This window comes from Helicobacter pylori (genome assembly GCF_006440215.1).
GTDB lineage: Bacteria > Campylobacterota > Campylobacteria > Campylobacterales > Helicobacteraceae > Helicobacter > Helicobacter pylori_CS.
In genome coordinates this window covers 23,140-46,866 of record NZ_VEZH01000003.1, presented here as the reverse complement: position 1 = coordinate 46,866, position 23,727 = coordinate 23,140, and the positions used below count along the sequence as shown (strand labels likewise).

At 39.8% G+C, this 23,727-nt stretch carries 22 protein-coding genes; 3 read left to right on the top strand and 19 right to left on the bottom strand.

The genetic code is table 11. The features are described 5' to 3' along the window. Position 1 precedes the first annotated feature (1 nt). The 10 genes from aroC to mqnE are packed head-to-tail and all read right to left on the bottom strand — an operon-like array spanning position 2 to position 12,215. A complete protein-coding gene (gene aroC, locus FIM44_RS02445) occupies positions 2-1,099 on the bottom strand; it encodes a chorismate synthase (protein ID WP_140578962.1) in 1,098 nt (365 codons plus the stop codon). Continuing rightward, positions 1,096-1,815: a ribonuclease III gene (gene rnc, locus FIM44_RS02440; RefSeq protein ID WP_194148680.1), complete on the bottom strand. Its 720-nt coding sequence runs from the start codon at positions 1,813-1,815 to the stop codon at positions 1,096-1,098. The genes aroC and rnc overlap by 4 nt, the downstream gene beginning before the upstream one ends. Positions 1,816-1,826: 11 nt before the next feature. Then, entirely contained in the window at positions 1,827-2,258 is a 432-nt protein-coding gene (gene rnhA / locus FIM44_RS02435; protein WP_101021561.1) for a ribonuclease HI, read from the bottom strand. Continuing rightward, on the bottom strand, positions 2,259-3,269 hold the full coding sequence (locus tag FIM44_RS02430) for a tetratricopeptide repeat protein (RefSeq protein ID WP_140578960.1): 1,011 nt from the start codon (positions 3,267-3,269) through the stop codon (positions 2,259-2,261). Positions 3,270-3,279: 10 nt separating this feature from the next. Next, positions 3,280-4,512: a SurA N-terminal domain-containing protein gene (locus tag FIM44_RS02425; RefSeq protein WP_140578959.1), complete on the bottom strand. Its 1,233-nt coding sequence runs from the start codon at positions 4,510-4,512 to the stop codon at positions 3,280-3,282. After that, positions 4,512-5,936 (bottom strand): Asp-tRNA(Asn)/Glu-tRNA(Gln) amidotransferase subunit GatB, encoded by a 1,425-nt coding sequence (gene gatB, locus FIM44_RS02420; protein ID WP_194148679.1) that lies wholly within the window; start codon positions 5,934-5,936, stop codon positions 4,512-4,514. The genes FIM44_RS02425 and gatB overlap by 1 nt, the downstream gene beginning before the upstream one ends. After that, positions 5,936-7,234: a M16 family metallopeptidase gene (locus FIM44_RS02415; protein ID WP_140578955.1), complete on the bottom strand. Its 1,299-nt coding sequence runs from the start codon at positions 7,232-7,234 to the stop codon at positions 5,936-5,938. Before FIM44_RS02415 ends, gatB begins: the two co-directional genes overlap by 1 nt. A 2-nt stretch (positions 7,235-7,236) precedes the next feature. Then, a complete protein-coding gene (locus FIM44_RS02410) occupies positions 7,237-8,298 on the bottom strand; it encodes a dehypoxanthine futalosine cyclase (RefSeq protein ID WP_001222310.1) in 1,062 nt (353 codons plus the stop codon). A 1-nt stretch (position 8,299) separates the two neighbouring features. Then, a complete protein-coding gene (gene bamA, locus FIM44_RS02405) occupies positions 8,300-11,095 on the bottom strand; it encodes an outer membrane protein assembly factor BamA (RefSeq protein ID WP_194148678.1) in 2,796 nt (931 codons plus the stop codon). Between the two features lie 37 nt (positions 11,096-11,132). Continuing rightward, positions 11,133-12,215 (bottom strand): aminofutalosine synthase MqnE, encoded by a 1,083-nt coding sequence (gene mqnE, locus FIM44_RS02400; protein WP_140578991.1) that lies wholly within the window; start codon positions 12,213-12,215, stop codon positions 11,133-11,135. A gap of 307 nt (positions 12,216-12,522) precedes the next feature. Between mqnE and FIM44_RS02395 the strand changes: the two genes are divergently transcribed. Genes FIM44_RS02395 through FIM44_RS02385 form a run of 3 tightly spaced genes read left to right on the top strand, consistent with a single transcriptional unit; the run spans position 12,523 to position 14,948 of the window. Then, on the top strand, positions 12,523-13,026 hold the full coding sequence (locus FIM44_RS02395) for a ferritin (protein ID WP_000949213.1): 504 nt from the start codon (positions 12,523-12,525) through the stop codon (positions 13,024-13,026). 15 nt (positions 13,027-13,041) lie between these two features. Continuing rightward, positions 13,042-13,665 carry a phosphoserine phosphatase SerB gene (gene serB, locus FIM44_RS02390; protein WP_140578951.1) on the top strand — a complete coding sequence of 208 codons (624 nt, stop codon included), beginning with the start codon at positions 13,042-13,044 and terminating at the stop codon, positions 13,663-13,665. A 44-nt stretch (positions 13,666-13,709) separates the two neighbouring features. Next, positions 13,710-14,948 (top strand): glycosyltransferase family 10 domain-containing protein, encoded by a 1,239-nt coding sequence (locus tag FIM44_RS02385; protein WP_140578950.1) that lies wholly within the window; start codon positions 13,710-13,712, stop codon positions 14,946-14,948. Positions 14,949-14,956: 8 nt separating this feature from the next. Here FIM44_RS02385 and FIM44_RS02380 read toward each other — a convergent pair whose 3' ends face one another. The 9 genes from FIM44_RS02380 to frxA form a co-directional block, all read right to left on the bottom strand. Then, positions 14,957-15,547 carry a uracil-DNA glycosylase family protein gene (locus tag FIM44_RS02380; protein ID WP_140578990.1) on the bottom strand — a complete coding sequence of 197 codons (591 nt, stop codon included), beginning with the start codon at positions 15,545-15,547 and terminating at the stop codon, positions 14,957-14,959. 44 nt (positions 15,548-15,591) lie between these two features. Beyond that, complete coding sequence (gene aspA / locus FIM44_RS02375) at positions 15,592-16,998, bottom strand: aspartate ammonia-lyase (RefSeq protein ID WP_140578948.1); 1,407 nt, start codon at positions 16,996-16,998, stop codon at positions 15,592-15,594. A 57-nt stretch (positions 16,999-17,055) separates the two neighbouring features. Continuing rightward, the gene (murA, locus tag FIM44_RS02370) at positions 17,056-18,324 is read right to left on the bottom strand and encodes a UDP-N-acetylglucosamine 1-carboxyvinyltransferase (protein WP_140578946.1); all 1,269 of its coding nucleotides are present in this window, start codon (positions 18,322-18,324) and stop codon (positions 17,056-17,058) included. Between the two features lie 2 nt (positions 18,325-18,326). Beyond that, entirely contained in the window at positions 18,327-18,734 is a 408-nt protein-coding gene (locus tag FIM44_RS02365) for a hypothetical protein (RefSeq protein ID WP_140578944.1), read from the bottom strand. Between the two features lie 11 nt (positions 18,735-18,745). After that, a complete protein-coding gene (galU, locus tag FIM44_RS02360; protein WP_140578942.1) occupies positions 18,746-19,567 on the bottom strand; it encodes a UTP--glucose-1-phosphate uridylyltransferase GalU in 822 nt (273 codons plus the stop codon). After that, positions 19,564-21,246 carry a lytic transglycosylase domain-containing protein gene (locus FIM44_RS02355; RefSeq protein ID WP_140578940.1) on the bottom strand — a complete coding sequence of 561 codons (1,683 nt, stop codon included), beginning with the start codon at positions 21,244-21,246 and terminating at the stop codon, positions 19,564-19,566. The genes galU and FIM44_RS02355 overlap by 4 nt, the downstream gene beginning before the upstream one ends. Before the next feature lie 8 nt (positions 21,247-21,254). Further along, entirely contained in the window at positions 21,255-21,548 is a 294-nt protein-coding gene (locus FIM44_RS02350; RefSeq protein ID WP_140578938.1) for a YggT family protein, read from the bottom strand. Then, positions 21,545-22,864 (bottom strand): glutamate--tRNA ligase, encoded by a 1,320-nt coding sequence (gltX, locus tag FIM44_RS02345; protein WP_140578936.1) that lies wholly within the window; start codon positions 22,862-22,864, stop codon positions 21,545-21,547. The genes FIM44_RS02350 and gltX overlap by 4 nt, the downstream gene beginning before the upstream one ends. Before the next feature lie 165 nt (positions 22,865-23,029). Beyond that, positions 23,030-23,683, bottom strand: coding sequence for an NAD(P)H-dependent flavin oxidoreductase FrxA (frxA, locus tag FIM44_RS02340; protein ID WP_140578934.1), 654 nt, complete (start codon positions 23,681-23,683; stop codon positions 23,030-23,032). Positions 23,684-23,727: the final 44 nt, after the last annotated feature.

Below are 23,727 nucleotides of genomic sequence, written 5' to 3'. Positions count from 1 at the left end.
TTTAATTCTCATTATAAATCGTTTTTAAATACTCTATTTTTGAAGTCAAATTGAGTAATACCATATCGGCTAACACCAACGCTAACAAACTCTCGCACACCACACTCCCTCTAATCGCAATGCAAGGATCATGCCTACCCTTTAACAAGCATTCGCATTCATTGCCATTAATGTCTATTGTTTGTTGAGGTTGGAAAATGCTTGGCGTGGGTTTAAAATGCACTCTAACAATGATTTCTTCCCCATTGCTCATGCCCCCTAAAACCCCTCCGCTATGATTGCTCAAAAACCCTTTTTGATTTATTAAATCATTATACTCTGAGCCTTTTAGTAAAGAGCTTTCTACCCCCTTGCCTATTTCAACCGCTTTCACCCCGTTAAGCCCCATCATCGCTTCAGCGATTTTAGCGTCCAATTTAGCGTATAGCCCTTGACCTAAGCCAATGGGGAGTTTTTGATTTCTTTTCACGCTCCTTGCTCTAATCAAAGCCACGCCCCCTATGCTATCGTGGTTTTTAATAGCGTTTTGAATGGCTGTTTTTTGCGCTTCTTCTTGTTCTTCATCTAGGGCAAAAATCTCGCTTTTTAAGGCGTGATTAAAATCATAATTTTTGGCTTTAATGCCCCCAATTTTAATAATCCCGCTTTCACAAACAATACCGATTTCTCTTAAAAGCATTTTAGCAAACGCCCCAGCAGCCACTCTTATAGCGCTCTCTCTGGCAGAACTCCTCCCCCCACCCCTAAAATCTCTGATGCCGTATTTATGAAAATAAGTGAAATCCGCATGGCTAGGCCTGAAAAGGTTTTTAATGTTATCGTAATCCTTGCTCCTAGCCCTTTGGTTGTGGATTAAAAACCCTATGGGCGTGCCTGTGCTAAAATCTTCAAAAACCCCGCTTGTTATTTCCACTTTATCGTCTTCTTTTCGTGGCGTAATGAAAACATTCCTCCCCCCTTGGCGGCGCTTCATTTCATTTTCTAATAGCGCATAGTCTATTTTAATCCCGCTAGGCATGCCGTCTAATACCCCCCCTATCATATCCCCATGCGATTCCCCAAAAGTCGTGAGCCTTAAAAAACGCCCCAAAGTGTTCATTTGGCTTCCTTAAGTTTTTGAAGCGCTTGATAAGCACATTGCTGTTCGGCTTCTTTTTTACTTTTGCCTTTAGCGGTCGCATACATTTTATCTTGAATGTATAGAGCCATTTCAAATTCTTTATGGTGATCGGGCCCTTTTTCTTGAAGTAATTGGTAAGTGGGGATCACGCAAAATTGCGCTTGGGTCAATTCCTGTAAGGCGGTTTTATAGTCCATGAACAAATGCTCCAAATCCAAACGCTTGTAAGCGCGATTGAGTAAATTTTGCATGATTTTGCGCACCTTAGACAACCCCGCTTCTAAATACACTCCAGCCATTAAAGCCTCAAAAGCGCTTGATAAAATAGAGGGTTTTTCTCTCCCTTTAGAAATTTCTTCAGAAGAAGAAACGCGCAAATAATCTTGTAAAGCAATCGCTTTCGCTAATTTAGTGAAACCATGCGCGCTCACAATAGAAGCCCTTAATTTAGAGAGTTTGCCCTCATCATATTGATAGAATTTATGGTATAGCAACTCCCCTATCACCAAACCCAACACCGCATCGCCTAAAAATTCCAAGCGCTCATTGTTTAAAGCGAGCTTGCATGATTTATGCGTTAAGGCTTGCTCCAATAAACGCTTGTCTTTAAAAGAATACCCTAAAGCTTTTTCTAGCGTTGTATAAGGGTTATTAGGCGTTACATAAGGGCTGTTTTGAGAGCGTTTGTTTTTCATCATTTCTCCCTTTAAATGGTCGTTTTGACCCGTTTTTGCGCCTCTAATTTAGCGAGACTATCGCATCGTTCATTCTCGGCATGCCCATTATGCCCCTTGATCCAAACAGCCACAATCAAATGCCCTTTAGAGACTTTTACAAATTCTTTCCATAAATCCACATTTTTAACTTTAGCAAAATTCTTTTTTTGCCAGTTAGCTAGCCAAACATTGATCGCTTGGCACACATATTGCGAATCGCTATAAAGCGTGATATGGCATGGGCGTTTCAAAATTTTTAACGCTTCATTGAGCGCTCTTAATTCCATGCGGTTATTCGTGGTGAAATTTTCGCCCCCACTGATAATTTTTTCTTTATCTTTATAGCGTAAAATCGCCGCATACCCACCTGGCCCGGGATTACCTAAAGAAGAACCATCGCAAAAAATTTCAATTTCTTGCATTTAATCCACTCCCATAGCATGCGTTTCTTTAGAAATTTTAAGCACCATATCCATAAACGCTAACTGGTAACACACAGGACACCTATGGCTTTCAAAAGGAAAGATTTGTTTGCAATGCTTGCAGCGGTATTCAAAAGTCAGACGCGCTTTCATAGGGCTATGCAATAGAGCGCGTAAAACCTCTAATTCAAAAACTTGGCAAGGTTTGTTATCCAAAAGCAACCCTTGAGATCGCACGATGTCTTGCAAAAGGGCATGTTTTTCTAAAATGAAAGCAGGGATATTCATATCCCATAAAAGATCGATCACATTTTCTAGCCGTTCGGTTGCATCAATTTCTTGCCAAAAAAGCTTTTCATCATAAGATTTTAAATAATTTAGGGCGATTTTTTTCAAATCTAACGACGCTTTTGAAACATGCAAGATTTTAGCCGCCTCTTTCTTATTCTCTATTAAATGCATGAGATAAAGGTAATTTTTAATCGTTTCAATTTCAACCACTTCTAATTCTTCCAAACATTCCAAAGTCTCTAAAGCCTTTGAATAATCTTTTTCTAATTCATACGCATGCAAAAGTTTTAACAACGCTTCCACATTCCTTGGGGAAAAGCGCAAAATTTCTTTCACGGTGTCTTTTGTTTTTTGCAAATACCCCACACTAAAATAATTTTCAGCTAATAAATCTAAAACAGCGATTTTTTCTTCATCTTTTAAGGAGCGATTCAAAAGCCCTTTTAAGATTTCAATACTCATTTCTATGTCAGCGATTTTAGAATACGCCCTGGCTAAAAACATCAAACTAGAAATTTTAGCATGCTTTAAAAGCTCGTCTAAATTCTCACTGCTCGCATAGGCGTTTTGATTTTGGGCGAATTTTTGCAAAAATTTTTTGTTTCTCTTTCGGGTGAAATACGCTCTAGCCTGTTCTAATAAAATCACAAGAGCGATAATGAAAGTGAATAAGGCGATAGAAAATAAAGAATCTTTATAGAGGAAATTGAAGTGTTGCACAATCTAAAAATCACTCTCTAATCATCACAATCCTAGACTTAACGCGCAATTTTTCAAAATGCTCTTCTAAAATCTTATCCTTAGATTCTTCCACTAATTTTTGGGCGATGAATTGCTTGGCTTGGCTGAAGCTCACTTCATTTTTACCCTTTTTTTCCTTGATATAAAAGGTGATGAACTGCCCCCCACCCCCATTCATAACGGGCGTGAAAGAGCCTTGCTCATGCGAAATAAAGACTTGGGCGATTTGAGGGTTTAGGGTTTTCATCTCTATTTTTTCATTGGCCTTACTCACCCCTGGGACTTCCAAATTAGGGTTAGACATCGCCCTTTCTAAATCCTCTTGATTGGTGGAGGTGTAGCGCACGGTTTCTATTTCAGTGGGGATACTGAATTGCTCCTTGTGTTTGTTGTAATACTCGCGCATTTTGGTTTCAGAGCTGGTATCCACATTCGTGAGCAAGATATTACGCAACAATTCTTGCATTTCTAAATGCTCCTTAAGCTGATCTCTATAGAGTTTATAATGCCCCTCAGCCATAAGCATTTGTTTGAAATGATCCAAATCCATGCCTTGTTGTTGCGCCATCATCGCCATTTCCTGGTCTAGCTTGTCGTCATCTACATGGATTTTTAAGCGTTCAATTTCTTGGTTTTTAATGCGTTCAGCGATCAAACGATCCCTTGCTTGAGCTTTACTCACTTTAGATTTTTCTTGCTCTTCTTGGATTTGATACAGCGTGATAGGCGATCCATTAACAAGCAAAGAAATGCCCCCTACGACCTTATCTTCAAGGGTATTGCCTGCAGCGTCATTAGGATTACCGAAAATGGAATTGAATTGAGAGCTAGGGCTTGCTCCTTTATTTTTTTCAAGAATTTGAGGGGTTGTCTCTTTTTCTTCAAGTTTTGGCGCATTATTTTGCATGCTTTGATTTTGCATGCCTTTAGCGCTCTCTTTGATTTTAGGAGGCGTTATTTTTTGAGCGGGATTTTTGGAATCCCCATGATGGACTTCTGCTCTGGGCTTTCTTTTGGCTTTTATTTCTTTCTTTTCTTCGGTGTTTTTCTTTTCTTCTTTTTTATTTTTCAAATCCTTATTCTTCAATTCTTGGCGGATTTTTTTATCCAAAGAAGACTCTTGCTTCCTCCCTTCTAAGGCTTCCACTTTAGATTCCGGCTCTGCATAAACCACCCTAAACAACAACAAAGCCCTCAAAACATAAGAAAAAATTTTCCTCATCAACCCAATTTCTCTTTCAAAATAGCATTCACCACGCTAGGATTAGCGCCTTTTAAATTTTTCATCGCTTGCCCTACAAAAAACCCAAAAAGCTTGTCCTTACCGCTTTTGTATTCAAGCACCTTATCAGCGTTGTTTTTAAGCACCTCTTCTACCACTTTAACAATCGCTTCCGTGTCATTGACTTGAGATAAGCCCATTTGTTCAATGAGCACATCCACATCGCCCCCTTGCTCTTCTAAAAGCTTGTCTAACACATCTTTAGCACTCTTGCCAGAAATCTTGCCCTCATCAATGCGTTTGGCTAAAACGCCTAACGCATGAGCGCTAATCCCACAATTTTCTAAAGTAACTTCAGCTTTCAAGCGCCCTAATAATTCCACGCAAAGCCATGTTACGCTCGTTTTAGCCTTAACCCCAAGATTGAGCATGCTTTCAAAATACTCCGCCAATAAAGGATCGCTCACCAATAAATTCGCATCGTCTTCTTTAAGGTTAAAATCTTTCATGTAGCGGATTTTTTTCGCTCCAGGCAATTCATTGATCTTTTGAGCTTCTTTTAAAAGTTTTTCATCAATAAAAACAGGATACAAATCCGGATCTTTAAAATAGCGGTAATCCGCTGACTCTTCTTTATTGCGCATAGAAAGGGTGATCCCTTTGGCGGTGTCAAAAAGGCGCGTTTCTTGAACCACCTCTTCACTATAACGCCCGCTTTCCCACGCCGCACTTTGGCGTTCTATCTCGTATTCAATCGCTTTAGCGATGAATCTAAAGCTATTTAAGTTTTTAATCTCCACCCTCGTGTAAAGCTTTTCATCGCCTTTGGGCCTGATGGACACATTCGCATCGCACCTGAAATTTCCCTCTTGCATGTTCGCATCAGAAATCCCTATAAAACGCACGATAGCATGGAGCTTTTTCAAATACGCTATGGCCTCTTCACTATTTCGCATGTCCGGCTTACTGACAATTTCTAATAAAGGGGTGCAAGCGCGGTTCAAATCCACTAAAGAACAGCTGCCCTCATGGATATTTTTACCGGCGTCTTCTTCCATGTGGGCTCTTTCAATACGCACAATTTTTGTGCCCTCTTTGGTGTCAATCTCTAATTTCCCATCGCTCACAATAGGGAGTTCAAACTGCGAAATTTGATAAGCCTTAGGCAAATCAGGGTAAAAATAATTTTTCCTTGCAAAAATGGAATATTGGTTAATGTTGGCTTCAATGGCTGTGCCTAATTGGATGGCTTTTTTAACCACTTCTTTATTCAATACCGGCAAAGCTCCCGGTAAGCCCAAACACACAGGGCAAGTGTTAGAATTAGGGGATTCTCCAAAGCTCGTAGAGCAAGAGCAAAAGATTTTGGTTTTGGTGTTGAGTTGGACATGGACTTCTAGCCCGATTACAGCTTCAAATGGCATCATTTGTCCTTCTTTTTGTTGCTCACAATGGCAAAAGTCAAGTCGTTGATTTCGGCATGCTCTTTAATGAAATCATTGATCTCTTTCAAAGTCATTTTTTGGATTTGATCCAGCAGCGTTTGGTTGAAATTTAAAGGCAAATCTAAATAAAAATAATTGTAAGTGGTGTTCAAGCGGCTAGAGATCGTTTCATTCCTCAAAGGCTCAGAGCCTAGTAAAAACTTTTTAGCGTCGTCTAATTCTTGTTGCGTCATGCCTTTTTCTATAAATTCTTTGACTATTTTTTTAACTAAGGCAACGCTTTTAGCTTGAGTGCTGAGCTTGGTTTGCAAATACCCGCTTGCAAAATGCGCCACTTTAGAAAAATTGGAACGGATATACACGCTATAAGCTAAGCCCTCTTGAACCCTAATTTTTTCCATCAAACGAGAGCCAAACCCCCCCCCAAGCACAAACATCATGACTTTAGATTTCGCTAAATCCTGTTTTAAATCCTTGATTTTAAAGGGTGCACCAAAATACACGAAAGCCTGTTCGGTGTCTTTATAGAGAATTTTTTCGCTCTTTTGATGGCTCGTTTCAAAATAAGGCTCTTCATACGCTTTACCTTGAGGCAAGAAATTAAGAGCGTTATCCAAACGCTTAAGGGTTTGATTGATTTTCAAATCGCCCCCAAGCACCACCACGAGTTTATTGAGTTCAAAGACCTTATCAAATTGCTGTTTCAAATCGTCTAGCTTGATTTTTTGAAGACTCTCTTTAGTGCCTAAGGCTACATTAGCTAAAGGGGTGTTAGCAAAAAGTTCCTGCTTTAAAGTTAATTTAGCCAGATAATCAAAATCGCTTTCTTTTTGTAAAAGCGCGGCTAACATTCTGGTTTTAACTTTTTCTAAAGCGTTTTGCGTGAAATTAGGGGATTTTAAAAGCTCTTTTAAGCGCGTGATGGCTTCATCTTCGTATTCTTTTAAAAATTCTAAAGTGATTTGCAAATCTTCTGTGCTAGTATCCACATTCAAACTGATCGCTTTTTGCTCTAAGGCTTGTGCAAATCCCACCGCGCCAAGCTCTTTAGTGCCTTCGTTTAAAATTTGCGCAAATAGTTTCGCCAAACCTAATTGGTTTTTATCGCTTAAGCTCCCACCCCCCCTAAAGGCTAAATGGATAAACCCCATAGGCAACAAATGGTTTTCTTCATAAATCACAGGGACTTTAGCTTGATTGATTTCTTGGTGTGTCAAAGCGCTCGCTTGTAACCCCATAAAAACTCCTAATAATAAAGTGATTAAAATTTTTTTCATTCTCATGCCTTTGCTTTAGCCGGATAACGCTTTAAGATTTCATAAGCGGTGTTTCGTTTAGCCGCCACGCTCCCAATGTCTTCAATAAGCTCTATCATTTCCGCTTCATTCATGCAAAAACTTGTTCCGGCCGCTTTCACTACATTTTCTTCCATCATCACACTCCCTAAATCATTCGCTCCAAACAATAAAGCCAACTGCCCTATCATAGAGCCTTGAGTAACCCATGAGCTTTGTATGTTTTGAATGTTATCTAAAAAAATCCTACTGCATGCCAAATAGCGTAAATACCGATTGGAACTCGCTTTTTTAATGCTTGGGATTTCTTCTTTTAAGGGGGTGTTGTCGGGCTGAAAACTCCATAAAATAAAAGCCCTAAAGCCGCCGGTTTCATCTTGTAAATCGCGCACTCTTTGTAGATGCTCCACCACATCTTCTTCATTATCCACGCTCCCAAACATCATGGTAGCCGTGCTTTTAATCCCGCAAAGATGCGCCATTCTATGCACTTCAATCCAGCGATCACTGCTCAATTTTTTAGGAGCGATCACATCGCGCACCCTATCGCTTAGTATTTCTGCTCCCGCTCCTGGAATGGAGCTTAAACCGGCGTTTTTCAACCTTTCTAAAACTTCTTTTAAAGACAATTTAGAGATTTTAGAAATGTAATCAATTTCAACCGCACTAAAACCATGAATGGTAATGGTGGGGAATTTTTGAGCGATATGGCTGACTAGATTCTCATAATAATCAATCTTTAGCTGCGGGTGCACCCCCCCTTGAAAAAGGATCTGCGTGCCGCCAATAGCGAGCAATTCTTCAATCTTTTGATCAATTTCTTCATAGCTCAACACATAGGCGTCTTTTTCTTTTAAGGTGCGTTTGAACGCGCAAAACTTGCAATCCACAAAACAAATATTGGTGTAATTGATATTCCTATCCACAATAAAAGTCGTCAAGTTTTCAGGGTGCAAGCGTTGCTTTATTTCTAAAGCCTTTTGCCCTAATTCTTTCAAGGGCGCGTTTTTCATTAAATCCAAAATTTCTTCTCTGTTAATGCGCATTTTAAAACCTTGTTCCCATAGAAAATTCAAAGTGTTGCGTGTAATCGCCCATGTTAGGGTTGAAGCACAGCCCTTTACATTTCTTGCCATTGCCATCACCCCATTGGTTGAAAAACGCTATAGGGAAAATCAACACCAAAGGCCCCATGGGCGAAATCCATTCAATCTGCAAGCCTGTAGAAGCCCTCCAAGTCGCTCTTTCAAACCCAGCCCCTATAACGCCATAATCTTTAAAATTCGCTGTCGTAACGGGAGCGTTATAGAAGAAACTCCCCCTAGTTGGGGTTTTAAAGGTTAAGAAACCAAAGTCAAAAAACCACGCTAAACGCATTTTGGCCGCTTTTAACACCCCATAGCTCAATTCAGTAGAAGCGGTAAAAATCCCATCGCCTCCAAGCCACAAGCCAAATTCATCTTTAGGCGTAACCGATCCGTTCCTAAAGCCTCTCACCGTGGTTACGCCCCCCATATAGAAGGTGGAGTTTAAGGGCAAGTAATCATCGGTGTTATACCTAAAGATATAGCCTCCTTGCGTTTTAAAGCGAGCGATCAAATCTATCAATAAATATTTTTGCAAATGGTGGTAAGCGGCGAATTTACCATAGACTTTAGTGTTACGGACATTCCCGCCTAACCCGTTCCAAGAATTGAGCGTGCCAGAGCTTGGCAAGCCAGACATCGTCGCATAGGAGCTAAAGATAACCCCATTTCTAGGGAAATAATAATCATCGGTGTTGTCATAGCTCACATCAAGGGTGAAAGAGCTGGTGATAGGCGTATGGTAATCCCTATCCCAAATACCTTTTATTTCTGGTGAGGTGGTGATCGCTCCAGGGTTAGAACAATTTTCAGGTTGTAAGGGAGTTCTACCGCCTGATAAGCGATTGATAATCACCGATGCGGGGGTAGAGCATTGCCTTGGAGCGACCACTTCATTAACAGAGGAATAGTAGCGGTTGTATAAAGGGCTGCTGAAACCAAGGAGTTTGGTAACATTCAAGTTATATCCTAAGCTCACATGGGTTCTGTTACCCAGCATGCGCCCAACATTCACCCCAAAGCCCCCGCCTTGTTGGACGTATTGGTAGCTTATCCTATAATCCGCATAAAGATTGATCGTAGAGCTATACCAGCTGTCAAAAATCCTTGGATTAGTCAAGCTCAAATTCCCAGCAAACATACGCCCCGCTCCTCTTGGCATGCCCGGATAAGATCTGCCCCCCCCTGTAGCAATGTTAGCATACAAGCTCATGCTTTGCCCTGTGCCAAAAAGGTTTCTTTCGCTCACGCTCCCATTAAGCATAAGCCCTCCATAAGAGCCATAGCCTAACCCAAATTGCAACTGCCCGGTGCGCCCCTCTTCTACGCTCACTAACAAATCCATAAGCGAGCTATTCACCCTTTTTTCTTCAATTTTGACTTTAGAGAAAAACCCTAAACGCCTTAAAGAATTTTCGGAATTTCTGAGTTTGGTCAAGTTGTATTTATCCTTAGGCCCTAGTAACAATTCCCTCCTAATGATTCTATCGCTCGTGCGTTGGTTCCCTGAAATGATGACATCATTGATATACACCATATCGCCCACTTCAATACGATAAATGACTTTCACAAGCCCGTTTTTTTCATCTTTATCCAAGTCTGGCTTCACCACCGCAAACGCATAACCCTTATCAGCGATTTCGGTTTTTAAAATTTGCGCATCCGCTCTTAAATGCTCAATATTAAAGACATCTTTCCTTTTAACTTTAAGGGCTTTTTCTAAGGTTTTTAGGGGGACTACCGGGTTGTCAATCTCTATTAAAATGTCTGAAATCCTGTATTGGATCCCCTCTTTGACCTTATAATGAAGCTTAGCGTCATGGGTAGAAAAATCCGTTTTCAAAAAAGGCGAAGAAATATGAGCGTCCAAATAACCCCTACGCATATACACATCTTGGATACGCAAAGAATCGTATTCTAATTGATCTAAGCGCAATTTCCCGTCATTCAAGCCCCACATCCAGCCCATGAAATCGCGCTGTTTGTTCGCGCTCAAAGATTCAATCATGCGGCGTTTTAATTTCGCGCTTCCCTCATAAATGGATTGTTTGATATAAATACTATCCCCCCTATTCACATCAAACACGATCAATAACGCACCCTCACTGACCTTTTCTGTGTGCACCTCCACCACGCTCCCATAATAGCCCTGCCCCTCTAAAGCGGTTTTTAAAGCCGTTTTAGCATGTTCTAATTTTTGCTCATCAAAGGTGTCGCCCTTTTTGATCCCCATTTGGGATTTTAATTCGCCTTTTTCCTTTTCAGTCCCATAACCCTTGATTTCTACCCCGGCAATCCTGGCTTTTTCATCAAAATGAAACTCTAATATGCCGCTTTCAAAAGTGGCATAAACGTCTTTAAAATACCCTTGATTGAACAAAGCCAAAACAGCGGTGTCTATTTTTTTAGAATCCACAATATCGCCCACACGAATCTTTACAATCTCATTAGCGAGCATGTCAGACATGTAAGAAAGCCCAATATACGAAATGGACTTGACTTTCATTTCTTTAGGCGTTTGATTGGATTGAGAAGTTTCGTTTTGAGCTTCATTTCTTTGAACTTCATTTTTTGGAGCCTCATTTTTTGGAGATTCTTGAGAGACTTCTTTTGGAGGAGTCAAATCGTTTGGTTTAGAGCCGTCATTTTCTAAAGCTTCAACGCTGGTATTGATACATGCGAAAACAAGAGAAGATAGAATAAATTTTTTAATACTGATTTCCTTAATAGATTTTAGCTTGAGTGTTGTTAGTAGCATTATTATAACTAATCATTCTTAAAAACGCTAAAAATTATTAAAATTTTTGTATAAAATTATACAAACTATCCCTTTCTACCGCAACAAAACCAGAATCCTTGATTTTAAATACCAAATCTTCTTTTTCTAAACCATGCCGGCTCTTCGCGCCAGCCGCGCTTTGAATGCTCTCTATTTCTATCGTGCCGTCTAAATCGTTAGCGCCAAATTCTTGAGCCACTAAAGCCAAATTCAAGCCCAAAGTCGCCCAATAAGCTTTAATGTGGGGGATATTGTTTAAAAGAATGCGAGATATAGCGATGGTTTTTAAGATTTCTATCGCGCTAGGGGATTTTTCCACTTTCAAATAATTGTTTTCTTTTTGATACAACAAGGGGATAAAAGCGTTAAAGCCCCCTTCTTTATTTTCCACTTTATTTTTAGGGCTTTGAATTTTTTTGATTCTCAGCATGTGATCGATGCGATGGATTTTATTTTCAATATGCCCAAAAAGCATGGTGGCGTTACTCATTTTGCCTAATTTGTGCCAATAAGCATGGATTTCTAACCACCGAGAAGATCCCACCTTACCATTACAGATTTTACGCCTGATCTCTTCATCAAAAATCTCCGCTCCCCCACCAGGCATGGAATCCACCCCGGCTTTGAGCATGTCTTCTAGCACCAATTCAAAAGGTTTGTTGAATTTGGCGCTTAAAAAATGCACTTCTGCAGCGGTCATGGCTTTTAAATGCAGGTTAGGCATTTCTTGCTTGATGGTTTCAAACACCTTTAAATACCATTCATAAGAGTAATTAGGGTTATGAGCGCTCACGATATGGACTTCTTTAATCCCCTTATTGTAGGAATTTTTAACCTTTTCTAGGATTTCTTCTAAGCTCATTTCATAAGGGTTAGGGTTTTTTCTGTGGGCTGAAAAAGCGCAAAATTTGCAAGCGTCCGCACAAATATTGCTAGGGTTTAAATGCCTATTGACATTAAAATACACGATTTTTTGGTGCATGTTTTGGCGCATGCGATCCGCTACTTCCCCTAGCGTGTATAAATCATAATCATAAAGCCTCACTAATTCCTTACTTTCAGTCACTTGATTGTCTAATACTTTTTCTAAAAAATCCATGGTTAAATTGCCCTTTCGTTTTAAAAACAGACATTGTAGCATTTTTAGATTTAAGAATGCTTTTTATACATTATATAATAATACCCCCTTTTAACCCCCTAATTGGTGCCAACCCCTTTTTTGCCTAATTCTCATTAAAAGGATTTTTATGATAAAATCTAAGCTCTATCAAGCCATTAGCTGGCCATTAGCTAGTGTTCTTTCTCATTTTTGTAAGTTTTTAAAAATTTTCATACTCTTGTTTACTTTTTCATTATCATTTATGCTATAATTATGGGACAACTTAAACCAACACAAAGGAGATACTATGTTATCAAAAGACATCATTAAGTTGCTAAACGAACAAGTGAATAAGGAAATGAACTCTTCCAACTTGTATATGAGCATGAGTTCATGGTGCTATACCCATAGCTTAGATGGCGCGGGGCTTTTCTTGTTTGACCATGCGGCTGAAGAATACGAGCATGCTAAAAAGCTTATCGTCTTCTTGAATGAAAACAATGTGCCTGTGCAATTGACTAGCATCAGCGCGCCTGAGCATAAGTTTGAAAGTTTGACTCAAATTTTCCAAAAAGCCTATGAACATGAGCAACACATCAGCGAGTCTATTAATAATATCGTCGATCACGCCATAAAAAACAAAGATCATGCGACTTTCAATTTCTTGCAATGGTATGTGGCTGAACAGCATGAAGAAGAAGTGCTTTTTAAGGATATTTTGGATAAAATTGAGTTGATTGGTAATGAAAACCATGGCTTGTATTTGGTCGATCAGTATATCAAAGGGATCGCTAAAAGCAGGAAATCTTAATTTTAGGGTCATTGAGTGCAAAAACTAGCCGTTTTTGATTTTGACTCCACGCTAGTCAATGCTGAGACGATTGAGTCTTTAGCGAAAGCGTGGGGGGTTTTTGATGAAGTGGAAAAGATCACTTCACAAGCCATGAATGGCGAAACAGATTTTCATAAAAGTCTTATTTTAAGGGTTTCTAAACTCAAAAACATGCCCTTAAAACTAGCCAAAGAAGTTTGTGAAAGTCTGCCTTTATTTAAAGGAGCGCTTGAGCTTGTTAGCGCTTTAAAAGAGAAAAATTACAAAGTGGTTTGCTTCAGCGGAGGCTTTGATCTAGCGACGAATTATTACAGGGATTTATTAAATTTAGATGCGGCTTTCAGTAACACGCTGATAGTGGAAAATGGCGCCTTAAACGGCTTGGTTACGGGGCATATGATGTTTTCACACTCTAAAGGCGAAATGCTGCTTTCCTTACAACGCTTGTTGAATATCAGTAAAACGCGCACTTTAGTCGTGGGCGATGGAGCGAATGACTTGAGCATGTTCAAACATGCCCGCATTAAAATCGCTTTCAACGCTAAAGAGGTTTTAAAACAGCACGCCACGCATTGCATCAATGAGCCTGATTTAGCCCTAATCAAGTCTTTGATTTAAAAAATTTTTTTTGTAAAATACTCCTTTAAAGCATAAGGATAACCATGTTCCAACCTTTACTAGACGCCTTCATAGAAAGCACCCATTTAGATGAAACAACCCATAAGCCCCCATTAAATATAGCCCTAGCCAATTGGTGGCCCTCAAAAAATAGCGAAAAAAAAGGATTCAGAGACTTCATTTTGCATGTTATCCTAAAACAACGCTATAAAATCATTTTACACAGCAACCCTAATGAACCCTCAGATCTAGTCTTTGGCAATCCTTTGGAACAAGCCAGAAAAATCCTATCCTATCAAAACACCAAAAGAGTGTTTTACACCGGCGAAAATGAAGTCCCTAATTTCAACCTCTTTGATTACGCCATAGGCTTTGATGAATTGGATTTTAATGATCGTTATTTGAGAATGCCTTTGTATTATGCCAGCTTGCATTATAAAGCCGAGCTTGTTAATGACACCACTGCGCCCTACAAGATTAAAGACAACAGCCTTTATACTTTAAAAAAACCCACCCACCATTTTAAAGAAAACCACCCTAATTTATGCGCAGTAGTGAATAATGAGAGCGATCCTTTGAAAAGAGGGTTTGCCAGTTTTGTCGCAAGCAATCCTAACGCTCCTCAAAGGAACGCTTTCTATGACGCTTTAAATTCTATAGAGCCAGTTACTGGGGGAGGAAGCGTGAGAAACACTCTAGGCTATAACGTTAAAAACAAGAGCGAGTTTTTAAGCCAATACAAGTTCAATCTGTGTTTTGAAAACTCGCAAGGCTATGGCTATGTAACCGAAAAAATCCTTGACGCTTATTTCAGCCATACCATTCCTATTTATTGGGGGAGTCCCAGCGTGGCGAAAGATTTTAACCCTAAAAGTTTTGTGAATGTCCATGATTTTAAAAACTTTGATGAAGCGATTGATCATGTGCGATACTTGCACACGCACCCAAACGCTTATTTAGACATGCTCTATGAGAATCCTTTGAACACTATTGATGGGAAAGCTGTTTTTTACCAAGATTTGAGTTTTAAAAAAATCCTGGATTTTTTTAAAACGATTTTAGAAAACGATACGATTTACCACAATAACCTTTCCACTCTTTATCGTGATCTGCATGATCCACTAGTATCCATTGATAATTTGAGGGTTAATTATGAGTGGCTTTTTCAAAACGCTTCACCTTTATTGGAACTATCTCAAAACACCTCTTTTAAAATCTATCGCAAAGCCTATCAAAAATCCTTACCCTTGCTGCGCGCCATAAGGAGATGGGTTAAAAAATAAGGCGTATTTTAAGACTGATTAAGAAATTGGAGCGCTATTTTAAAATGTGCTAACGCTTCTTTTTTGAGCGTGGGGTTTTTGAGCATGTCCTCTAAAGCATGGGTGCTTAAAAAATGTTTTGTTTTTAAAGACACGATGCGCCCAAAGGATTCTTCTTTAGAAAGGTTTAAAAGGCGTTTGGGCAAAATCCCGCCAAAGACCACAATGATTTTTGGAGCACTGTTGTCTAATTGCCAGGTTAAATGAAATAGGCATGCGTTGATTTCTTCTTCTAAATTAAGGCTGTTAGAGTCGCATTTAAGGAGCGATAAAATACTGCAATCTTTTAAGGGGTAATTAAAAACCTTTTGGATAATGCTCTCTAACATGGCCGCTTTTAAATTGTTTAAGAAATGTAATTGGCTATCCAGCATGGGGGTGAGCGTGATAAAAACGAGCTTGGAAGTGGGGTTAAAAAGCCCGATCACCGGTTTTGAATTTTGATGGCGTTTGCACAGATTGCAATTTTCTATGCCCTCATGAACTTGTTTGTTAAGGGGCTTATTTTGGGGCTTTATAAGGCTAATATCCGTATAAGTTTCGCCCAAAAGACGCTCCATATAAAGGGAGCGTAAAGTTTGAAGGCGTGAAAGTTGCAAAGCGTTCAGTCTTTATGTTTTTTGAAAGCGTGAGGGCTTAGCATGTTTTCTGGCTTGAAAATATCGTCCAGTTGCTCTTTAGTTAGGATTTTCTTTTCTAAAGCGATGTCATAGATAGAGCGATCGCTTTTTAAGGCTTCTTTAGCGATCATAGCGGATTTTTCATAGCCGATATGAGGGTTTAGCGCGGTAACAATGCCAATGCTGTTAAAGACATAATCGTGGCAAATCTTTTCATTAGCCGTGATGCCTTCCACGCATTTAGTCGTTAAGGTTTCAATCGCGCGCCCTAAAATCACAAAGGAATGGAAAAGCTTGTAAGCGATAACCGGCTCAAACACATTGAGTTGCAACTGCCCTCCTTCTGCGGCTAACGCCACGCTCAAATCATTCCCAATCACCGCAAAGCACACTTGATTGACCACTTCAGGGATCACCGGATTGACTTTACCGGGCATAATAGAGCTACCCGGCTGCATTTTGGGCAAATTGATTTCATTCAGCCCGGCTCTAGGGCCTGAGCTGAGCAACCTGAGATCGTTACAAACTTTAGAAAGTTTGACCGCAATACGCTTTAACACCCCACTCACTTGCACATACGCCCCCGTGCTTTGAGTGGCTTCTATCAAGTTATTAGCCATGACAAAGGGGCGGCCTGTTACTTCTTGGATTTTCTTTTCAATCAAACTGCGGTAATCCGGGTGTGAATTGATCCCTGTGCCAATGGCCGTGCCGCCTAAATTAAGCTCTCTCACCCAATTCCTAGCGTCTAAAACCTGCTCAATATCCCTATCAACCATCAAAGCATAAGTTTCAAACTCTTGCCCTAAAGTCATAGGAACAGCGTCTTGAAGCTGGGTGCGCCCCATTTTAATCACATGAGCGAATTCCTTAGCTTTTTGATTAAAAGCGTCTCTTAAAGCCTTCATGGGAGCGACTAAATTACTCAAACGCTCATAAATAGCGATTTTTAACGCGCTAGGATAGGCGTCATTGGTGGATTGAGAGCGGTTGACATGGTCGTTTGGGTGGCAAAATTGATACTCGCCCTTTTTATGCCCCATGTATTCTAAAGCCAAATTAGCAACCACTTCATTCATGTTCATGTTCGTGCTTGTGCCAGCCCCCCCTTGAATCATATCCACAATGAACTGATCATGGTATTTGCCATCAATCAACAAATCGCACGCATGGCAAATCGCAATTTTAAGCTTTTCATCAATCAAGCCTAATTGCGCGTTTGTTAAAGCAGCCGCTTTTTTGACTTGAGCAAAAGATTTGATAAAAACAGGATAACTGCAAAGCTTGTCGTTGGTGATGAAAAAATTTTCACTCGCTCTTAAAGTTTGGATCCCATAATAAACCTCATCGCTAATTTCCATTTGCCCAATGAAATCATGCTCAATACGCATAAAAGCTCCTTATGTAATAATTGAAAAATATTCTAGCTATTGTAACCAAATATTGAGTTATTTTTCTTTTAAGCGCGCAACTTTTGCCCCTAAGGCGTTGATTTTATCCTCTAATCTCTCATAACCCCTATCCAAGTGGTAAATCCTATGCACCCTACTTACGCCCTTAGCCACTAAAGCGGCTAAAATGAGAGCCGAAGAAGCCCTTAAATCGGTCGCCATCACATCGCTTCCGGTAAGCTCTGTGGATCCGCTAATGGTAGCGATATTGGTTTTTAGGCTGATATTAGCCCCCAAGCGCTGCAATTCGCTCGCATGCATGAAGCGGTTTTCAAAAAGCGTCTCTTCAATCACGCTCGTCCCCAAACACTGCGTGGCTAACGCCATGAATTGCGCTTGCATGTCTGTGGGAAAGCCCGGGTATTCTTTCGTGGTGATTTCAAAGGCTTGGCGTTTTTTGGCCGGATAAATTTCTATAGAATTTTCTTGAATGTCTAGCGAAAAACCAATTTCTATGAGCTTATCGGTGATCGCTTGAAGATGGTTAGGGATGATGCGATAGATTTTAAGCTGGCTGTTAGTGATAGCCCCCACGCATAAATAAGTGCCTGCTTCAATCCTATCGGGTATGATTTGAATGTCTTTTAAATTTAAAGCGTCATTTTCAACCCCCCTAATCTTTAACTCGCTGCTGCCAACGCCCTCAATTTCTACCCCCCCACTCTGTAAAAATGCGCACAATTGAGTGATTTCTGGCTCTTTAGCAGCGTTAATGATGCGCGTGATCCCTTTAGCCAAGCTTGCTGCCATGAGGGCGTTTTCTGTGCCTGTAACGCTGATTTTATCAAATAAAATATCATTCCCTTTCAAGCCTTTAGGGGCTTTTGCATGGATATAGCCTTGCTCAATTTTGATTTCAGCCCCTAATTGTTGCATCGCTTTTAAGTGCAAATCCACTGGCCTTGCTCCTATAGCGCACCCACCAGGCAAACTCACTAAGCATTCTTTAAAGCGCGCTAATAAAGGGCCTAAAACCAAAATAGAAGCGCGCATTTTACGCACCAAATCGTAAGTGGCTTCGGTGTGGCTCAGGGATTTAGCACTGATTTGGAGCGTGTGTGGGTTAAGCCATTCTAAGCTTGCACCTAAATTTTGCAACAATAACGCCATCGCTTTTATATCCACCACTTGGGGCAAAGATTTAATTTTGACTTCTTGTTGGCTTAAAAGCGTGGCGGCTAAAATGGGGAGCGCGGAGTTTTTCGCCCCTGAAATTTCTACCCCCCCTTTTAAAGGGACTTGTCCTACAATCTCTAAAAAATCCAATTCTATCCTTTTTCTTTTTTATTCTTAAGGGCTAAGCCGGTAGCGTTAGCGATTTTTTGCGCATGATTAGGGTTAGCGTTTTCTAATTCTTGCCCAAAATTGATAGCGTCTTCTAATTCAAAAAATTCTGAAGCGACTAAATTTTGGAGCGTTTCTAGCCACAGAGTTTCTTTGTCTTTGGGGCAAATCTTAAAACGCTCATTGAAGCTGTTTTTAAGTTTTTCTAAGGCTTGTGCGCTTTTAAGGTTTTTGATTTGTGCGCTCAAATCTTCTAAAGAAAGGCTTTTATTAGGAGTATTTTGCTTTAAAAGGGGGCGAAAAAGCCTCCAAGCAAGCCCCATTAATAACACAGGCAGCAAGCATACAAAGAGGATCAAATACATGTAAGCATAATAAATCAAATTGCCCATGTTGATAAGATTTACAAGCGTTTTTTATAATAAGCGTTACTCGCTTCAATATAGCCTTCCACGCTCCCGCAATCGTATCGTTTGCCTTTGAACTGGTAAGCGATGATCCGCTTTCTTTTGGCTTGAGTGCGTAAGGCATCCGTGATTTGGATTTCATTGTTTTTACCCGGTTTCGTCTCGCTTAAAATTTCAAAAATATCCGGGGTTAGAATGTAGCGTCCTATCACGGCTAGATTGCTTGGGGCGTCTTCTTGGCTTGGTTTTTCCACCATGTCTTTAATCTCATACACCCCCTCTTCTAACCATTCGCCCCTAATCACGCCGTATTTTGAAACTTCTTCTAGCGCTACCTCTTCAATGGCTACAATGGAGCATTGGTATTTTTGATACAAGGAAATCATTTGCTTTAGCACGCTTGGGTGATCATGGCTTATGCACAAGTCATCGGCTAAAATCACCACAAAAGGCTCATTGCCTATGAGAGCTTCCCCGGTTAAAATCGCATGCCCTAAGCCTTTCATTTGCTTTTGGCGCACATAGGAAAAACAGCATTTTTCTATAATGTTACGAATGCTTTTTAGGGCGTTTTCTTTGTTAGTGCCTTGGATTTGATGCTCTATTTCATAGCTCGTGTCAAAATAATCTTCTAAGCTACGCTTGTTTCTACCTGTAACGATCGCCATCACTTCACAGCCCGCTTCCATCGCTTCTTCCACAGCGTATTGGATTAAAGGCTTATCCACAATGGGCAGCATTTCTTTAGGAATGGTTTTAGTGATCGGCAAAAAGCGCGTGCCATAGCCAGCGGCAGGAAAAAGGCATTTTTTAATCATGGTTTGTCCTTTGAGTTAAGAGTTTGTTCTAAAAATGTATCAACAGGGATGAAATTCCCAAAAATTTCTTGATAAATCAAGTAATTGAGCATGACTCTAAAGCCATACAAACGGGTTTCGCTATAAGGCATAAGCTCCATGCTAAGCCATGGCTCAAAATGATTTTTTTCTTTAAATCGTTTGGAGCTTTCTAACCACCTCCTTAAAAACCCAGGCCCAGCGTTATAAGCGTAGGCGACAAAAAGGGGGTGGTTGAATTCTTTTTTCAAATGGTTCAAGTAATAATTGCCAAGTTTGAGAGCGATGTTGGGGTTAAACATTTCGTTTAGATCAATGTTATCCATGCCAAGGCGTTTAGCGAAAGGCCCTACATTAAAGGGCATGATTTGCATAAGCCCCAGAGCGAACGAGCGCGAAATGACTGCCGGGAGCAAAAAGCTTTCTTGCCTAGCGATCGCATACGCCATAGCCCTTTCATCTGTATTTTGCCATTCAATAATGCCCTCATAAGGGGATAAATAATAATAAATCTTGTCTTTATTGCGTTGGCTTAAAAGATAGGTTAATTCAGGGGCGCTTTTTTCATAATACAAGCTTTTTAGCATCGCATTAAACGCGCCCTCATCTTTCAAACTCAAAGTTTTTTCCTTAAAAATTTGCCATGAAAAAGGGTCATAAGTGTTAAAAGGAGGGTCTTCTTGGCTTAAATTTTGGATGTGAGAAATGATGCGATAACTGGGCGTGGTTTGGAGCTTGCGGCTCGCATAAAGACTATAGAGGTTTAAGGCTGGGCTTTGTGAAAGGCGCTCCAAAGTTTTTTTCTTTTTAGAGACTAGATACTGCCAAAAGATCGCTCTGTCTTTTGAAAAATCATCGTCTTTAACCACCACTTCTGAGCGTTCAAAATACTTGAGCGCTTTAGAGGGTTTTTTGCGCAAGATTTCATTAATCCCTAGAATAAAAAAGGTTTGCGCGTTGCTGTGGGTAGCGTTACTTTTAGTGAGGGCGTTTTTAAAATGATCCAATTTAGGATCTAAAATAACCTGATAGATCAAGCGGTTAAACGCCGGGTAATTTTCATCTAAAAGGCGGTTTAACTCTTTAATAGGGATATGCTTTTCAAAAATTTGGAGCTTTTTTTCATAACTCAAATGGTTGAAAAGCGCGCTAAACACTTGTGCGTTAGCCTTAAATAAAGAAGCGCTCACATGCTTACTTTGCAAAATTTCTAATTCTTCATAAAGAACGGGGTAAGCCTCTTTGATTTTAATTTGTAAGGGCTTGATGGTTTGAGGGGGGATTTTATCAAAATCTCTGATTTTTGATTTTAAAGCGATAGCGATACAGCTTGCTTGGAAAGTGTCTGTTGTTTCCAACATGCTTTCTAGAGTAATTTGTTTGCAATAAATATCTTCAGGCAATTTAACATCAGGGTTTTTTTCTGAATTGTCTGAGCCTTTTTCTTGCATGGCTTTTTGTAGGGCGTTGTTTTTATTTTGAGTCAATTCATAGGCTTTTTTAGCGTTTTCTAAAGTGGTTTTTTTATCGCTAATATAACGCCACAAATAATAATCCCTAACGATCCCGGCGGGCTTTTTTTCTAAATCTTTTAAATTGAACTCGGTTTGAGAAAAACCAACGCCAAGCGCACCGATAAAAAATAAAATAAAAAAACGCATGATTTTCTTTAAAGGTTTTTAGCAAGCATGAAAAGCCACTGAATAAGGGTTAAATCTAAAAATTTCAGCACAATGACCACCACTAAAGGAGAGAAATCCAACCCGTTAAACACAAGCTTGAATTTAGAGCGTAAAAAATAAAACACCGGCTCACACAAGCGAGCGAGGATTTGCATGATGGGGTTATTAGGGTTAGGTTGCACAAAGCCAATAAGCGAATAAATGATCACCACCCACATATAAATCGTAATGAGCGAGCTTAAAATCACCGCTACCGCATTAATAAGGGTAGAAAAGATCATGCTTTGAGCCTTAAAACTTCTTGATAGTGGCTTTGGATATAGGGGAAAATCAAAGGCAATTCAACGCCATGCGAGTTCCCGGTTAAAAGAATGCGCAAAGGTTTGAAAAAATCCTTACCTTTAAGCTGGCTTAATCGCATGGCTTCTTTCTTAAAACTTTCAAAATCCTTATACGCTTGAAAATCCATGCTTTTTAAGGCGTTAAAAAGCGCTAAACAACGCTCTTTAAAATCTTCATTTTCGTAAGTTTTAACAATATCTTTTGGCTCTAAAAACAACGAAATTTTTTCTTTCAATTCTAAAAGCGTGCCGCATTCTTCTATAAACAATCTTAAAAGCCCTAAGAGGTTTTTATCTTTTATTGAAGTGAGTTCTAATAACTTTTTATCGTCTAAAAGCTTTAAATGCTCGTGGTTTAAGTGTTTTAAATATTTTAAATTAAAATGAGCCGGGGAACTAGAAAGTTTTTCTAAATCAAACCATTCTATCGCTTCATCAAGGCTAAAAACTTCCTTAGGCACTTTATTGCCGATAGTGATGAGATAATTTACGATCGCAACCGGTAAAAACCCTTGATTCAAAAGCCATTTCACGCTGGACGCTTCGTCTCTTTTGCTCATCTTTTTACCGCTTACTTCATCTAAAATAATGGGCAAATGCGCATAAACAATGGGATTATTGGAGCCTAAAGCTTGCTGGATTAAGATCTGTTTGGGGGTGTTACTCACATGATCTTCGCCTCTAATGATCAGACTGATTTCATAGAGCAAATCATCGCATGCACAAGCGAAATTATAAGTAGGGCTTTTATCTTTTCTCAAAAGCACAAAAGAATCCAATTCATCAGGCTCAAATCTCACTTCTTTTTTAATCGCATCGTTGAAAGACACCGCATGATTTGGGGCTTTTAAACGCACCACAGGGGCATGGTTTTTGTCTTTTTCTAAAGTGGCCCACTCGTCTAAATACCTGAAAGGGCGTTTCTCGTTTTTGGCTTTTTCTTTTTCTCTTTCTAAAAACTCCGCGCTCGCATAACAATAAAACGCTTTATGTTCTTTCAGTAATTTTTCTGCCATCTCTCTGTGATAATCTATGTTATGGCTTTGATACACGAGCTTGTCCCAGCTTATCCCCATAAGCTTTAAAATCTCTAAAATTTCCTGATCTTTGCCTTCAATGTTGCGCTCTTTGTCTGTGTCTTCAATGCGAATGAGAAAGGGTTTGTGTTGCTGTTTAGCCACAATGTAGTTGAAAATGGCTGCCCTTAAATTCCCTATGTGCATATCCCCTGTAGGCGAAGGCGCAAAACGAAGCATAAAAACCCTTTATTTAAAAATAGTTTTTGATTATACCTAAAGAATACTTAATTGTGCTTATGGAAAGTAGTTCTGTTTTTAACATGAATAAGCATTATTCAAGAGATTAGCACTTGGCTAACGCCAAGCTTTTTATGATTGGTTATCAAAAAGCTAAAAGCGTTTTTATTCAATCACTTCATAAATAACTTCTGTCTTCCAGCGGGTTTTAGGGGTGATTTCTTGATTGCGATAACCAAAACTAGCCATTACCGACACGCCAAATTCTGCCGTGTTTAGATAGCCTTTTTCCTCTAAATAAGCCTCCACTTTTTCTTGATCATACCCTTCAATCGGGCAAGAATCAATCCCTAACATGGCCACTGCCATCATCATGTTCGCCATTTGGATATAAGTCTGCTTGCTAGCCCAATCAAACAAGGATCGTTCGTCAGTCAATTTCATATCATTCTCTTGGAAATTTTTGATGATTTGAGCGAACCTAGAATCAGTGTCATAATCCCTTTTTTTAACCTCATGCATCACTTTTTTAACGTAATCGCTGTCATAAGTAACGCCTTTTCGCGCAAGATAAATGACAAAATGGCTCGCTCCCTCTAAACTAGAAAGCGCCCCCCAGGCCATCGGTTTTAAATCTTCTTTCATGCGTTCATTTTTTAATAAAAGCATTTTCCATGGCTCAAGCCCGATTGAAGAAGGGGCTAATCTCCCCACTTCAACCAACGCTTCCCAATCCTTTTGGGAAATACGGCGATTGGGATCGTATTTTTTCGTAGCGAATCGTTGGTGCTGTAAAGCAACCACTTGTTCTCTGTCCATTTTAACGTTCTCCTTTTTCTAAATAATGATAAACGGCTGCCATA